General features: G+C 69.6%; 9 protein-coding genes and 1 riboswitch. Of the genes, 3 read left to right on the top strand and 6 right to left on the bottom strand.

The window, feature by feature from the left end; translation table 11 throughout:
* Window positions 1–17: 17 nt before the first annotated feature.
* On the bottom strand, window positions 18–2,354 hold the full coding sequence (locus MAA8898_RS12230) for an ATP-binding cassette domain-containing protein (RefSeq protein WP_176445143.1): 2,337 nt from the start codon (window positions 2,352–2,354) through the stop codon (window positions 18–20).
* Window positions 2,355–2,591: 237 nt separating this feature from the next.
* Between MAA8898_RS12230 and MAA8898_RS12225 the strand changes: the two genes are divergently transcribed.
* Complete coding sequence (locus MAA8898_RS12225) at window positions 2,592–3,068, top strand: MarR family winged helix-turn-helix transcriptional regulator (RefSeq protein WP_094021308.1); 477 nt, start codon at window positions 2,592–2,594, stop codon at window positions 3,066–3,068.
* Window positions 3,069–3,125: 57 nt separating this feature from the next.
* On the opposite strand, the gene MAA8898_RS12220 is transcribed toward MAA8898_RS12225, so the two are convergent.
* From MAA8898_RS12220 to MAA8898_RS12200, 5 genes are all read right to left on the bottom strand, one after another.
* Window positions 3,126–3,962, bottom strand: a complete 837-nt coding sequence (locus MAA8898_RS12220) for an NAD-dependent epimerase/dehydratase family protein (protein ID WP_094021307.1) — start codon at window positions 3,960–3,962, stop codon at window positions 3,126–3,128.
* Window positions 3,963–3,987: 25 nt separating this feature from the next.
* On the bottom strand, window positions 3,988–5,202 hold the full coding sequence (locus tag MAA8898_RS12215) for an NAD(P)/FAD-dependent oxidoreductase (protein WP_094021306.1): 1,215 nt from the start codon (window positions 5,200–5,202) through the stop codon (window positions 3,988–3,990).
* Window positions 5,202–6,899, bottom strand: coding sequence for a hydantoinase B/oxoprolinase family protein (locus tag MAA8898_RS12210; protein ID WP_094021305.1), 1,698 nt, complete (start codon window positions 6,897–6,899; stop codon window positions 5,202–5,204). The genes MAA8898_RS12215 and MAA8898_RS12210 overlap by 1 nt, the downstream gene beginning before the upstream one ends.
* On the bottom strand, window positions 6,892–8,997 hold the full coding sequence (locus tag MAA8898_RS12205; RefSeq protein ID WP_094021304.1) for a hydantoinase/oxoprolinase family protein: 2,106 nt from the start codon (window positions 8,995–8,997) through the stop codon (window positions 6,892–6,894). Before MAA8898_RS12205 ends, MAA8898_RS12210 begins: the two co-directional genes overlap by 8 nt.
* A gap of 90 nt (window positions 8,998–9,087) precedes the next feature.
* Window positions 9,088–9,996, bottom strand: coding sequence for a LysR family transcriptional regulator (locus tag MAA8898_RS12200; protein WP_094021510.1), 909 nt, complete (start codon window positions 9,994–9,996; stop codon window positions 9,088–9,090).
* Between the two features lie 78 nt (window positions 9,997–10,074).
* Window positions 10,075–10,277: riboswitch (cobalamin riboswitch) on the top strand.
* A 127-nt stretch (window positions 10,278–10,404) separates the two neighbouring features.
* On the opposite strand from MAA8898_RS12200, the gene MAA8898_RS12195 reads away from it, so the two are divergent.
* On the top strand, window positions 10,405–10,707 hold the full coding sequence (locus tag MAA8898_RS12195) for a hypothetical protein (RefSeq protein ID WP_094021303.1): 303 nt from the start codon (window positions 10,405–10,407) through the stop codon (window positions 10,705–10,707).
* 298 nt (window positions 10,708–11,005) lie between these two features.
* Window positions 11,006–12,715, top strand: coding sequence for a PIG-L family deacetylase (locus MAA8898_RS12190; RefSeq protein ID WP_094021302.1), 1,710 nt, complete (start codon window positions 11,006–11,008; stop codon window positions 12,713–12,715).
* Window positions 12,716–12,792: the final 77 nt, after the last annotated feature.

Below are 12,792 nucleotides of genomic sequence, written 5' to 3'. Positions count from 1 at the left end.
GCGTCGCGCGCCAAGGGTCACACACCCTGAAGTTTCTGTCCAACGTGGCGGTGCGAGGCCCACCACCAGCCCACCACGCAGAGCCCGACGCCGGCCACCACGTAGAACGCGAATGTGATGGCCCGGAAGGTCGTTGCGGGCGACCAGGTGAGCCAACCCGGCTCCAGGTCCCAGATGCGGGCGACGTCGTCGGCAAAGACCCCGTGCAGCGCCGCCAGCACGCCCACCGCCACCGCCGCCGCGACCAGCGTGATCACCAGCAGTTCGGCCACCATCAGCAGGGCGATGTGGCCCAGCCGGTAGCCCACCGCCCGCATGATGCTGAGAAAGCGTTCGTTCGAGGCGATGAAGGCCTGCACCGACAGCGCCACCGCGATGCCGATGCTGACCGCCATGGCCAGCACCACCGCAATCAGCAACTGGCGGCTGCCCAACGCGATGGACAACAGCCGACGCACCTGCGCCAGCGCGTCGTCGTTCAGCTTGTAACTGGGGCCGTAGACCCGGTCGAACAGGTCGGGGCGGCCTTCGCATTCGTCGATGGTGCAGAACAGCGGCTCGGCATATTCGGCGTCGAAGTAGAGCGCGGCGCTTTCGAACGGCGGCCAGCCGCTGCCCCAGCTGTTGGGTTTCATGTCCGGCTCTTTCATGATGCGCAGCCAGGCGTCGTTGGTCATGGCGATCTCGGCGCTCAGCACGCGCGAGCCGGGGATGTCGCGCAGCAGGCCGGCGATTTGGACCCGCGCCAGGTTCTTTTCGCTGCCGAGGCAGAAGGCTTCGGGCACCGGGTCGCCGGGGCCGATGCCCAGGCGGCGTTGCAGGAAATCCGGGGTGACGAAGGCCGTACCGCGCAGGTCGGCGGGGGGCGTCGCGCCGATGCTGCCGCCGCCGGTCACGGCGAGGTCGCGAAACAGCGGCTCGTCATGGTCAAAGACCACAAGCACGGCGTTGCCTGCGCGGTTGCGCGCGTCCTCGCAGCCGCCGCGCAGGTCTGCGGTGCGGGCGCTCAGCTCCAGCCGGCGGCCAAAGACCTGCGGCGGGCGCGCGCCCTCGGCGATCTGGGCGGCAAAGCGCTGCGACAGGTCGTCCTCCATGCGCCTGAGCGCCCTGAGCGACAGCAGGTCGTCGGCGCCGCTGGCCACGTCGCCAAACCGCTCCAGCGTGTAATGCGACACCTCGGGGCGCGACAGGTCGCGGGCGAACTTGGCGTCAAGCAGGGCCAACCCGAACAGCGTGGCATAGGCGGCGAGGATGCCCAGCAGGACGATCAGCGCAAAGGTCGGCCGGCTGAAGCGCAGCGGCAGCGTGAGCAGGTGCCGCGCGCCGGTCCCGCGCGCCTTGCCGGTGCGGGCGGGGAACAGCTCGGCCAGGACAAAGCGCAGGATGAAATGGGCGATGCCGGGCAGGTTGAAATGCGCCCGCCGGACCGGCGCGCCGGAGCCGGCGTTGGCCTGGGCGCGCTGCCGCGCCGTGGGGTCCAGCAGCAGGCCTTGTGTGGCGATCAGGTCCCGGCTCAGCGCGGGCAGGTCGCGGGCGGGGCGGCGCAGGTCCTCGAGCAGGGCGCGGCGCGCATCGGCACCGGCCTCGGGCGGCAGGGCGCGCGGGCGGCCATCGTCCGACAGCACCCGCCCATCGGCGACGCAGAGGATGGCATCGGCGATCTCGAGCGCGAGATCCTCGTCATGGGTCACCCAGAGCACGGTGGCGCCCGCGCCGCGCGCCCAGTCGCGCAGCCGGGTCATGATGCGGCGCGCGGTCCTGGGGTCCAGGCTGCTGGTCGGTTCGTCGCAGAAGATCAGGCGCGGTTCGGCGGCCAGCGCGCGGGCCACGGCGACGCGCTGCTGCTGGCCGCCCGACAGGGTCGCCACGGGCGTCTTGCGCAGCGCCTGCGCGCCGCTGTCCTCGGACTGGTCCCGGACCAGACCGAAATCGCGCATCAGCGCGGCAAAGGTGTCCCGGTCCAGCCTCGGGTGCGTCAGCACGCGCGCCATGTCGGTGTTCAGCGCGACCGACAGGCTTTTCATCAGGTGCGAGTCCTGGAAGACAAAGCCGACGGTGCCGGCGCGGGGCACGTCATGGGCCAGCAGGTCGGCGGCGTCGGGAGAGCCGGGCAGCAGGGTCAGTTCCGATGCGCCTGCCTGCGCGGAGACGGTGTTTTCCCCCTTCAGCCCGCTCAGCAGGCTCAGCAGCGTGGACTTGCCCGATCCGGATGGCCCCATGATCGCCACCACCCCGCCGGCGGCGATGTCCAGCCGGTCGACCAGGATGCCGCCCAGCCGGTCCGGGTCTTCGTCGTAGCCGGTCGGGTAGAGCGTGCCGACGTTGCGGCACCTGGCAACCAATTGCATGTCCATCGACATTTCCGGATTCCTGTGACGCCCGACTATCGCGGGGTGGGCGCGGGGGTGCAAGGGAGGATGCCGCACCGCGCCGCGCCCCCATGCTGCGCGCGGTTGTTGACTTGGCCGGAAAATATTGTCTGCTGGGAAACAATGGTGACACCAGCGGCAGGAGACGGCGATGCGCCGGGCAGGGGCGATTTCCACGGCGGGCGACGGGCCTGTCCGGCGTGGCGGGGACAGGGGCACGAGATGAGCGCGAAGGACCGGCCCGACAGCGGCGCGCAGCCTGCGGTCAACTATGGCCCGCTTTACGGGTCGGTCGGCTTTTTGCTGCGGCTGGCGCAGCTGCGCAGCTTTGCCGATTTCTTTGCCGCCTTCGAGGGGGCCGGTGTGCGGCCGGGCGAATTGTCGGTGCTGATGCTGCTGCGCGACAATCCCGGCATCCGGCAAGGGCACCTGGCGCGGGCGCTGATGATCAAGCGCGCGCACATGACCAAGATGGTCGGCCAGATGGAGCGTGACGGGCTGGTCGTCCGGCGCGTGCCCGAGGACGACAGGCGCGCGATGGAACTGCGCCTGACCGAGGCGGGGGCAGAACGGGTGCGCGGCCTGATGGACACCTTCGAAGCGCACGAGGCGCGCGCCGCGACGGGGCTGAGCCCCGCCGAAGCGGCCGAGCTGCGCCGGCTGCTGCGCAAGATGCTGGCGTTCGACCCGACTGGCTGACGGGCCGTCCGACAGGCCCGCGCCCTCATCGCGGTGGGCGCGGGCGGTTTCGCCGTCTCAGCTGTCCTTGCGGTCGTCGACGATCTTCATCCGCGCCGTGCCGCTTTCGCCCAGAGGGACCACGGCAAAGACGCCGCCGTGGCACATATGCTCGGGGTTGGTCGGGTCGGCGGGGCCTTCCTGGGCGAGGATCTCGGCGGCGTACTTTTCTGCGTTGTCCTTCGGCCGGTAGCCGAGGAACTGCGCGGCGGAATTGTCCACCGGGGCGCGGTCGTTGTTCGACACGCCGTAGACCACGCTAAAGCCGGTCGTCGGCGTGTCGATGGCGCGTGTGACTATCTGGATCAGGTCGTCATAGCTGAGCCAGGTGCCCAGCGCCCGGGCGCTGGTGACCTGCGCGCAGGACAGGATGCGCAGGCAGACCGACTCCAGCCCGCGCTTTTCCCAGTAGAGCCGGCCCAGGTCCTCGGCAAAGCACTTGGCGAGACCATAGAAGGTGTCCGGGCGGTGCGGCACGTCGGTGCCGATGAACTGCTGGCGCGGGTACATGCCGACGGCGTGGATCGAGCTGGCGTAGACCACCCGGCGCAGCCCGTGGCGGTGCGCGGCCTCCCACACGGTGTAGGCGCCGACGATGTTGGATTGCAGGATCTGGTCGAACGGCGCCTCGTCACCGATCGCGCCGAAATGCACCACCATGTCGGCGCCCTCCAGCACGGCCAGCATCGCGTCGAGATCGGCCAGGTCGGCCTGCACGTAGCGTTCGCCCGGGTAGAGCTTGCCCACACCTTCGGCGATGTCGGTCGAGACGAGTTCATCCGCCAGTTTCGACAGCGGTTCGCGCAGGTAGGAGCCGAGGCGTCCGGCCGCGCCGGTCAGAACGAGTTTCTTCATGTCAGGTGCCTTTCGGAGTTGGGTCTCAGATCACGGCCTTTTCCAGCATCGGGCGGTTCTCGGCGATGCGGTCATAGCCGTAGCGGGTCAGGTCGAGGCTGCGGTAGGCGCCATAGGTCAGCCATTCCGCGAGGCCCCGGCCCATCGCCGGGCTCTGTTGCAGCCCGTGGCCGGAAAAGCCGTTCTGGAACAGGAAGTTGGTGATCTCCGGGTGCGGCCCCAGGATGGCGTTCTGATCCAGCGTGTTGTAGGCGTAGTGCCCGGCCCATTCGGTGACGATGCGCAGCGAGTCGAAGGCCGGGATGCGGGTGGCGATGATCGGCCAGGCGTGGTCGAGCCAGCGGTTGTGGTGCATCGTGAAATCGGTGGGGTCGACCGGGTGGTCATCCTGCGGCGGGCACCCGGCGAGGTAGGTCGTCGGGCCGTCCTGCCGGACGTGTACGCCCGAGGGGTCGATGGTCAGCGGCAATTCGCGGTCCAGCGGCTTTTCCGAGGTGAAGACCCAGGTAAAGCGCTTGCGCGGCTCCACCGGCAGGGGGATGCCCGCCATGGCGGCGGTGCGCGCGGCGCGCGGGCCGGAGGCGTTGACGACATGGCCGCAGGCCAAGGTCTCGCCCGAGGCCAGCGTCACGCCGGTGATGCGGTTGCCCGCGCGGGTCAGGCCGACCACCTCGTTGGCGACGTATTCGACACCCCGGTCGCGCGCCGAGCGGCGGAACCACTCGAACAGCGTGCCGCCGTCCCAGTAGCCCTCATCCTTGCGGTTGATCGAGCCCAGCACGATGTCGTCGAGCTGGTAGAAGGGGTAGCGTTCGGCGATCTCGTCGCGGGTCAGCAGCTCTGTCTCGGCGCCCTCGGCGCGCTGGATCACCGCGTTTTCGCGCAGCACCTCGGCAAAGCCGTCGTTGTCGGCGAGGTAGAGATAGCCGTAGTTCTGCACGTTGAGGCGCGGCGCGCGGCTGTCGCGCATCCGGTCCGGCAGGGCGCGGATGAATTCGGCCGTGAACTGCGAGATGCGCACGTTCAGCGGGTCCGAGAACTGCTGCCGGATGCAGGAATTGGTGTGCGCGGTCGAGCACATGGAATAGCTCGGGTCGCGTTCGATCACCAGGACCGATCCGGTGAAATCGGGGTTGTCCGACAGGAACCAGGCGGTCGAGGAGCCCATGATCGCGCCGCCGATGATGACGACGTCATAGGAGGTTTTGGTGGGACGCGGGGCAAAGCCGGGGGTGGCCATCAGAAGCTGTCTCCAAGGCGGGCGCGGAGCAGGATCTCTGCGCTTTCGGATTCGGGGATGCCGTAATGTTGCGCTGCGTGTTGCGGCGTGATGTAGCCCAGCGCGATGTCGCGGCGGACCTGCGCGGGGTCGCGCTGGGCCGGGTCGCCGTAGCCGCCGCCGCCGGGGAACTCCATCACCACGCGCTGGCCCTCGGGCACGCTCTGGCGGCCCTTGCCGCGCATCGCGGTCCCGTCTGAACGGGTGATGGAGGTCGCGCCGCCCGCCATGCCGCCGCGGCGGCCGCGCGCCGGGTGGTGGATGCGGTCCAGCATGGCGGAAATGTCGAACTCGTGGCCCTCACGCGCGCCGACCTGCATGAACTGGCCCAGCCCGCCGCGATGCTGGCCCGCGCCGCCGCTGTCGGGGCGCAGTTCCTTGCGCCAGATGATCACCGGGCCGGCCTGCTCGGTCGCCTCCACCGGCATGGTCATCACGCCCGAGGGGAAGGCGGTGGCGCTCATCCCGTCGAGGCCGGGTCGTGCGCCCGAGCCGCCGGAGTTGAAGGTCAGCACCTCGGCCCGGCGGGCATTGCGCGCGCCGGGGGCAGGGCGCAATGACAGCTGGAAGTTGCAGAGACACCCCGCGCCCTCGGCGGGCACGGTGTCGGGCAACAGCTTGTCCAGCGCGTCGTAGACCGTGTCGGGGACCATGTGGCCGATGACGTGGCGCAGCGCGACGGGGGCCGGGAACAGCGCGTTGACGATGGTGTTTTCCGGCGCGGTCACCTCGAACGGCGCCAGCGAGGCGGCGTTGTTGGGGATCTCGGGCGCGATGGCGCATTTCAGCGCGTAGCAGGCATAGGCCTTGGTGTAGACCATCGGCACGTTGATGCCCTTGCGGTCCGTGCCGCTGGTGCCGGTCCAGTCGGCCAGGATGCGGTCCGGTTCGATGGTCAGCTTGACGTGCAGGTCGATCGGGCGGTCATAGCCGTCGATCCGCATGTGCCCCTCGGCGCTGCCGGGTTTCAGCGCGTTGATCCGCTCCAGCGTGGCGGTGCGCGAGTTGGTCAGGATGAAGTCGGAGATGCCCGACAGGTCCTCGAGGCTGAACTCCTCCATCATCTCCAGCAGCCGGCGGCGGCCGATCTCGTTGCAGGTGGCCAGCGCGTGGATGTCGCCGACCAGCTGGTCGGGCTCGCGCACGTTGCCGCGGATGATCATGAGCAGGGTGCGGTCGGTCTCGCCCCGTTCGGCGAACTTCATGATGGGCAGGTACAGCCCTTCCTCGTGCACGTCGTTGGCATCGGCACCAAAGCCGCGCCCGCCGATGTCGGTGACATGGGCGGTGCAGGCGAAAAAGCCGATCAGTTTCGCCGCGTTGAACACCGGCGTGACGACGGTGATGTCGTGCTTGTGCCCGGTGCCCTCCCAGGGGTCGTTGGTCAGGTAGACGTCGCCGGGGAACATGTTCTGGCGGCCGATGCGGCGGATGAAATGGCCCACCGCGTCGGCCATGGCGTTGACGTGGCCCGGCGTGCCGGTGACCGCCTGCGCCAGCATCTGCCCGGCGTCGTCGTAGACCCCGGCGGAGAGGTCGCCCGCCTCGCGCACGGAGGTGGAAAAGGCGGTGCGGATCAGCGCCTGGGCCTGTTCCTCGACGACCGAGATCAGCCGGGTCCACATGACCTGGTAGGCGACTTTCGACGGTTCAGACATGGGCGGCGTCCTTCTGTTCGGTGCGGGCGGTCTGTGGCAGGCGGACGTCTAGCGTACCGTCCGCCAGTGTCAGCACCTCGCGGCTGGAGGGGACGACGACGGTGGTCTCGTCCTCGGTGATGAGCGCCGGGCCATCGACGCTGGCCCCCGGCGGCAGAGCATCGCGGGCGACGACGGCGGCGGTCACGCGGCGGCCAAGTGCCGGGTCAAAGAGGTCGCGCTGCGCGGGTGCCGTGACGGAGCCGGTGGGGGTGACGGGCGGCGCCTTTTCGGCAGCGTCGCGGCGGGTGAAGGCGTTGACCGACCAGACGGTGATTTCCGGCTCCATCCCCTCGACCGTGCGGCCGAAGAGGGCGGTGTATTCCGTCTCGAACCGCGTGCGGAAACTGGCGGCGTCGGGCGCGTCGGCCTCCTCGGCGGTCAGCGGCACGGGGATTTCCCAGCCCTGTCCGGCGTAGCGCATGTAGACCTTGAACTCGGCATGGATGTCGGAACGCGCGTCGCAGGTGCGGACAAAGCTGGCGGCCTCCTCGCGCAGGTCCTGAAACAGCGCCTTGACCGCGACCGGGTCGAAATTCGACAGCCGGGTAAAGACCGAGCGGTTGGCCTCGAAGCTGAAGGGCGCGCGGAGGAACCCGATGGCCGAGCCGACGCCCGCGCCCTGCGGCACGAGGCAGCGCGCCACGCCCAGCTTTTCGCACAGACGCGCGGCGTGCAGCGGGGCCGCGCCGCCGAAGGCGATCATGGTGTAGCCCGACAGGTCCTCGCCGTTCTCGACCGCATGGACGCGGGCGGCGTTGGCCATGTTCTCGTCCACCACCTCGGCCAGGCCCCAGGCGGCCTCGGTTTCGTCCATGTCCAGCCGGTCGCCGATGTGGGCGATCAGGGCCTGGGCGGATGACGAGGGGTGCAGCGCGATGGAGCCGCCGGCGAAGTTGTCAGGGTCCAGCTTGCCCAGCACCAGGTCGGCGTCGGTGACGGCGGGGCGGTCGCCGCCGCGCCCGTAACAGGCGGGGCCGGGTTCGGACCCGGCGCTTTCGGGGCCGACGCGGATCTGGTTCAGCGCGTCGACATGGGCCAGCGAGCCGCCGCCGGCGCCGATCTCGACCATGTCGATCACCGGGATCGAGATCGGCATGCCCGAGCCCTTCTTGAAGCGGTAGGAGCGGGCGACCTCGAACACGCGCGCGGTCTTGGGCGTCTGGTTGCGGATCAGGCAGATCTTGGCCGTGGTGCCGCCCATGTCAAAGCTCAGCACCTTGTCCAGCCCGTGCCGCGCGGCGATGTCGGCGGCAAAGATCGCGCCGCCCGCCGGGCCGGATTCGACCAGCCGCACCGGGAATTCGGCCGCCATCTCCAGCGACATGATCCCGCCGCCGGAGTGCATCAGGAAGACCGGGCAATCCGCGCCTTCGCCCGCCAGCCTCTCGCGCAGGCGGTTGAGGTAGGAGGCCATCAGCGGCTTGATGTAGGCATTGGCGATGGTGGTGTTGAAGCGTTCGTACTCGCGCATCTGCGGCGAGACGTCCGAGGATAGCGAGACCGGCACGCCGGGCAGCGTTTCGGCCAGCACCTCGGCGATCAGCCGTTCATGCGCGGGGTTGGCGTAGCTGTGCAGCAGGCCGACGGCGATGCTGTCATAGCCGGCGTCGCGCAGGACCTCGGTCAGCGCCACCACCTGCGCGCGGTCCAGTGGGATCAGGGGGTGGCCGTCGGCGTCCATGCGTTCGGTCACGGTGTAGCGGCGGTTGCGCGGCAAGAGGGGCAGGGGCAGCGTCAGGTTCAGGTCGTACTGCTCGAACCGGCTTTCGGTGCGCATCTCGATCACGTCGCGAAAGCCTTCGGTGGTGATCAGCGCGGTCTTTGCCCCGCGCCGTTCGATCAGGGCGTTGGTGGCCAGGGTGGTGCCGTGGATGATCTGGGTGATCTGCTGCGGCGTCACGCCGGCCTTGGCGCAGACCTGCCGCATCCCGTCGAGGATCGCATCCTCGGGGGCGGCATAGGTGGTCAGCACCTTGGTGGAGTGCCGCGCGCTGCCCGTCTCAAGCACCACGTCGGTAAAGGTGCCGCCGATGTCCACGCCCAGCCTGATGCCCATGATTGATGTCCCTTCCTGTGTCGGGGGCAGGGTAACGGCACGCTTTGATCCGATCCAATTATTTGATTGGATGATAAGGATCAGGAATATTTATCCTCGGGCGGGATCCAGGCTGTCACGTGCCACGTCGCGCGCCAGTTCGGCGGCGCGCACCACGTAGGAGGGCGCGGTTTCGCTGTCATAGCGCGCGCGAAAGCGCAGCGGGTCGGGCACCCAGAGGTAGCGCAGCGGCATCAGCCGCCCCTCGGCCAGCGGCGCGCGCAGCATGACCTCGGGCAGGCAGGCCACGCCCAGCCCGTCCAGCGTCATCTGCAGGCAGGCGGCGAGGTTGGTGGACGGCACAAGGCGCACAGACACGTCGGGGTGCGAGGCGACGTGGTCGCGCAGCTGCTCAAAGGGCAGGGTGCCGCGCGCATGGGTCAGCACCGGGTGCGCCGCGACCTCGCGCAGCGACAGCGGCGGGCCGTGCAGTCCCAGCCGGGGGGCGGCGACCCAGACCAGGGGAAAGGCGCCCAGGTCCTCGCCGCCGGTGATCTGCCGGCCAAAGGGGCCGCTTTGCAGCGTCAGGTCCAGCGCGCGGGAAAACAGCTGCGGCGAGAGGTTGGCCGAGAGGTCCACCGTGAGCTCCACGTCGATTCCGGGAAACCGTGCCTTGAGCGCGCGCAGGAAGGCGCCCAGCCAGCTGTGCACGATCATCTCGGTCACACCCAGCCGCAGGATGCCCTCGAACAGCTGGTCCTCGCCCGCGGCGGCGACAAAGCCATCGACGGCGGCCAGCACCGCGCGCGCCTTGGCCAGCAGGGGCCGCCCGGCGGGGGTCAGGCGGACCGAGCCTGCGTCGCGGTCGAACAGCCTGAGGCCCAGCTGCGATTCGACGGCTGATATCCGGGCCGAGACGTTGGGCTGCGTCGTGTTCAGCCGCTCCGCCGCGCGGCGAAAGCTGGCAAGGTCGGCCACCTGCACAAACGCTTCGAGCTGTTTCAAGGTGATCTGGGCCAATCCGCGCTCCTTCTGCGATCTGTCATGCGACAGGGGCGCGCGGCGGGCAAGGGGCCGCTTGACCGGGCGCGGGTGCAGGCGCAGGGTGGGCGCGATGGTGACTGCGAAAGCGGCCTAATAGGGAACACGGTGCGGGGAGACCCCCAAGACCGTGACTGCCCCCGCAACTGTGAGCGGCGAGCCATCCCGAAAGACGCCACTGGGGACGCGCTGTCCCCGGGAAGGCACGGGAGACGCGACGACCCGCGAGTCAGGAGACCTGCCATTACGGGCTGCCATGGGGCGGCACGTTCTTTTCACTCAACCCGGGCGGGGTGCCCCGGAGAAGGCGTGCACGATGGACCGTTCCGGCCCTCAGAGACGACCGATCCCACCCAGGCACCGCCGCCCGCTGGCGCGGAGGGTGCCATGTCGATCGAGAGAACCCTGATCCAGTTGCAGGCCGAGGCCGCGACGCCCGAACGGGCGCGCGAACTGGGCCACATGGGCTACATGCAATGGCTGGCGCTGCTGCCGGGTGACGCCAGCTACGAGGCGGAGGCGGTGCGCGCCTGGCTGCGGGCCGAACCCTTTGCCGACACGGACCCGGCGGTGGCGGTGTTCTGCGCATTGATCCGCGAGTCGCTGCGTTGCCCGCTGCGGCCGCTGGACCTGACCTTGCCGCAGCCCCGGCGGCGCGGCGGGGCGCGGGTGCGGCGCATGTCGATCTGACACGCGTTTGGCGATCCGGATCGGGGCAGGGCGGGTCAACCCGGCGACCGATCCGCCGCCGGAACGCCGATGCGGAGGACGCGCACCCTTGTCTGAAAGGCCCGTGGATATTTGCGCCATTCAACGGTGTGTTTCCGCAAAGTGAACGGACTTCGCCCGCAGATTGTGGCAGGATCGCGGCGCTGGGTGCAAAGATCGTGGCGTGGATGTGGCGCCATTCGGACCGTGGGGCGGTCCGGCCGGGGAAGCACGGCCCCGGTTCCTTGCCGTGCCGAGACCTGAAGGATGCGATTGTCCGATGTTGCAGCCGGTGATTGACGGGCTCTTTACCGGGCCCTTGCGGATCGACGTTGCCCTGCGCTTTGACGGGCTGGGAGGCGGCTCGCGTCCGCTGGTCGCGCTGGGCGAGGCGGGCGGCCCCGTGCAGTTGAGCTTTGGCCAGGCGGGATCCTCGAACGACCTGGCGTTCTCGTTGTCACAGGGGGGCAGCACCTACCGCCTCGTGGCGCAGGATGCCCTGCAGGCGGGCGAGACCGCGCATTTCAGCGCGCTGATCGACGACACAGGCCAGATGTCGATCCTCAAGGACGACGTCCTGCTGGCGGAACGGGCGGCGGAGGTGCCGCTGGGACTGGGCACGGCGGACCTGCGCGGCGCGGTGCTGCCCGGCGATGCCGAGTTGATCGACCTGACGGTCGCGGCGCTGAGCCCGGTTGAAGCGGGCGGCGCCATGGCAATCGTCGCACATCCCGATGACGACCTGCTGTTCATGAACCCGACAGTGGCCGAGAGCATCTCCGCGGGCGAGGCGCAGACCACGGTCTACCTGACCGCCGGGGACGCCGGTCAGGATGCCGCCTATTGGGAAATGCGCGAAGCCGGGGCCAAGGCCGCCTATGCGCAGATGGCCGGGGCCGATCCGGCGGACTGGATCGACGAGACGGTGACGCTGGACGTGGGCGGCGTGCCCTGCGAGGTGGCCAGCAGCTACCTGGAAAGCGCGCCGCAGGTGCGGCTGTATTTCCTGCGCACGCCCGATGGAATCGACGGCGGCGGGACCGACACCTACGGCCTGGCCAGCCTGGAACAGCTGTGGGACGGCACCATCCCCGAGGTCGTGACCGTCGACGGCGCGGCCAGCTACACGTCGACCGAACTGACGCAGGTTCTGGCAGCGATCATGGAGCGCCACGCGCCCGAGGACCTGCTGCTGCAAGACGACGGGTTCGACCAGGAGCACAGCGACCACGTCCATGCGACCGATTTCGCCGAAGCCGCGCTGCCGCTCTATGGCGGCGACCTGACCGTGACGCGGTTCCAAGGTTACGACGTCTGGGGCGAGGAAGAGAACCTGTCGGAGGCGGAGGTGGCCCTGGTGACCGGCGTGTTCGAAACGTACGCCGCCTTCGACCCGGCGGTCACCGACGACAGCGGCGCGTTGAAGCCGCCCTACACCGACTGGGTGCTGCGCGAATACGTCGCCGAACGCTACAGCGTCGTCGACGGCGAGCGGGTGGACACGCCCGACCCGGAGACGCCCGGACCCGACATTCCCGATCCGGTCGATCCCGACCCCGAAGATCCGGGGCCGGAGGATCCGCCACCGCAGGACCCCGGTCCAGAGGACCCGGGCCCGGAGGATCCGACCCCCGAGGACCCCGGTCCCGAGGAACCGCCGGTCGTGGACCCCATCCCCTCCACGCCGGACATCTGGTCGGGCAACGTGTTCGGCGCGGGCGGCGTCTTTGGCAACCTGATGGCGGGCTCGTTCTGGGGCTGGGGCGGCGTGACGCCGCCGCCGACGGGGCCTGTCGATCCTGGCCCGACCGATCCCGGCCCTGTCGATCCCGGCCCGAGTGATCCGCCGCCCGGCCCGGTGTCTGTCGCCGATCCCTTTGGTCCGGGCGGGCTGTTTGAACGCATGATGCTGGATGACGCCGGGAAATGGGCATTGCTTGACGAAGACCCGGCCGAAGACGACCTCATGGACGATCCGCTGCTGGCCTGAGAGGCGGTTGCCCCGAGGGCAGTGACAGGGTTCCGCGCCGCGCGCCGGCGCGCCCGGTCCGGCGGGGGCTTGGCCAA

This window comes from Antarctobacter aquimaris, from assembly GCF_900184945.1.
Lineage (GTDB): Bacteria > Pseudomonadota > Alphaproteobacteria > Rhodobacterales > Rhodobacteraceae > Maliponia > Maliponia aquimaris.
This window is presented reverse-complemented; position numbering and strand designations above follow the sequence as displayed.

Coding starts and splice junctions, on each gene's coding strand:
- MAA8898_RS12205 (WP_094021304.1), bottom strand. CDS start 8,997: ATGGGCATCAGGCTGGGCGTGGACATCGGCGGCACCTTTACCGACGTG.
- MAA8898_RS12210 (WP_094021305.1), bottom strand. CDS start 6,899: ATGTCTGAACCGTCGAAAGTCGCCTACCAGGTCATGTGGACCCGGCTG.
- MAA8898_RS12230 (WP_176445143.1), bottom strand. CDS start 2,354: ATGGACATGCAATTGGTTGCCAGGTGCCGCAACGTCGGCACGCTCTAC.
- MAA8898_RS12195 (WP_094021303.1), top strand. CDS start 10,405: ATGTCGATCGAGAGAACCCTGATCCAGTTGCAGGCCGAGGCCGCGACG.
- MAA8898_RS12225 (WP_094021308.1), top strand. CDS start 2,592: ATGAGCGCGAAGGACCGGCCCGACAGCGGCGCGCAGCCTGCGGTCAAC.
- MAA8898_RS12190 (WP_094021302.1), top strand. CDS start 11,006: ATGTTGCAGCCGGTGATTGACGGGCTCTTTACCGGGCCCTTGCGGATC.
- MAA8898_RS12215 (WP_094021306.1), bottom strand. CDS start 5,202: ATGGCCACCCCCGGCTTTGCCCCGCGTCCCACCAAAACCTCCTATGAC.
- MAA8898_RS12220 (WP_094021307.1), bottom strand. CDS start 3,962: ATGAAGAAACTCGTTCTGACCGGCGCGGCCGGACGCCTCGGCTCCTAC.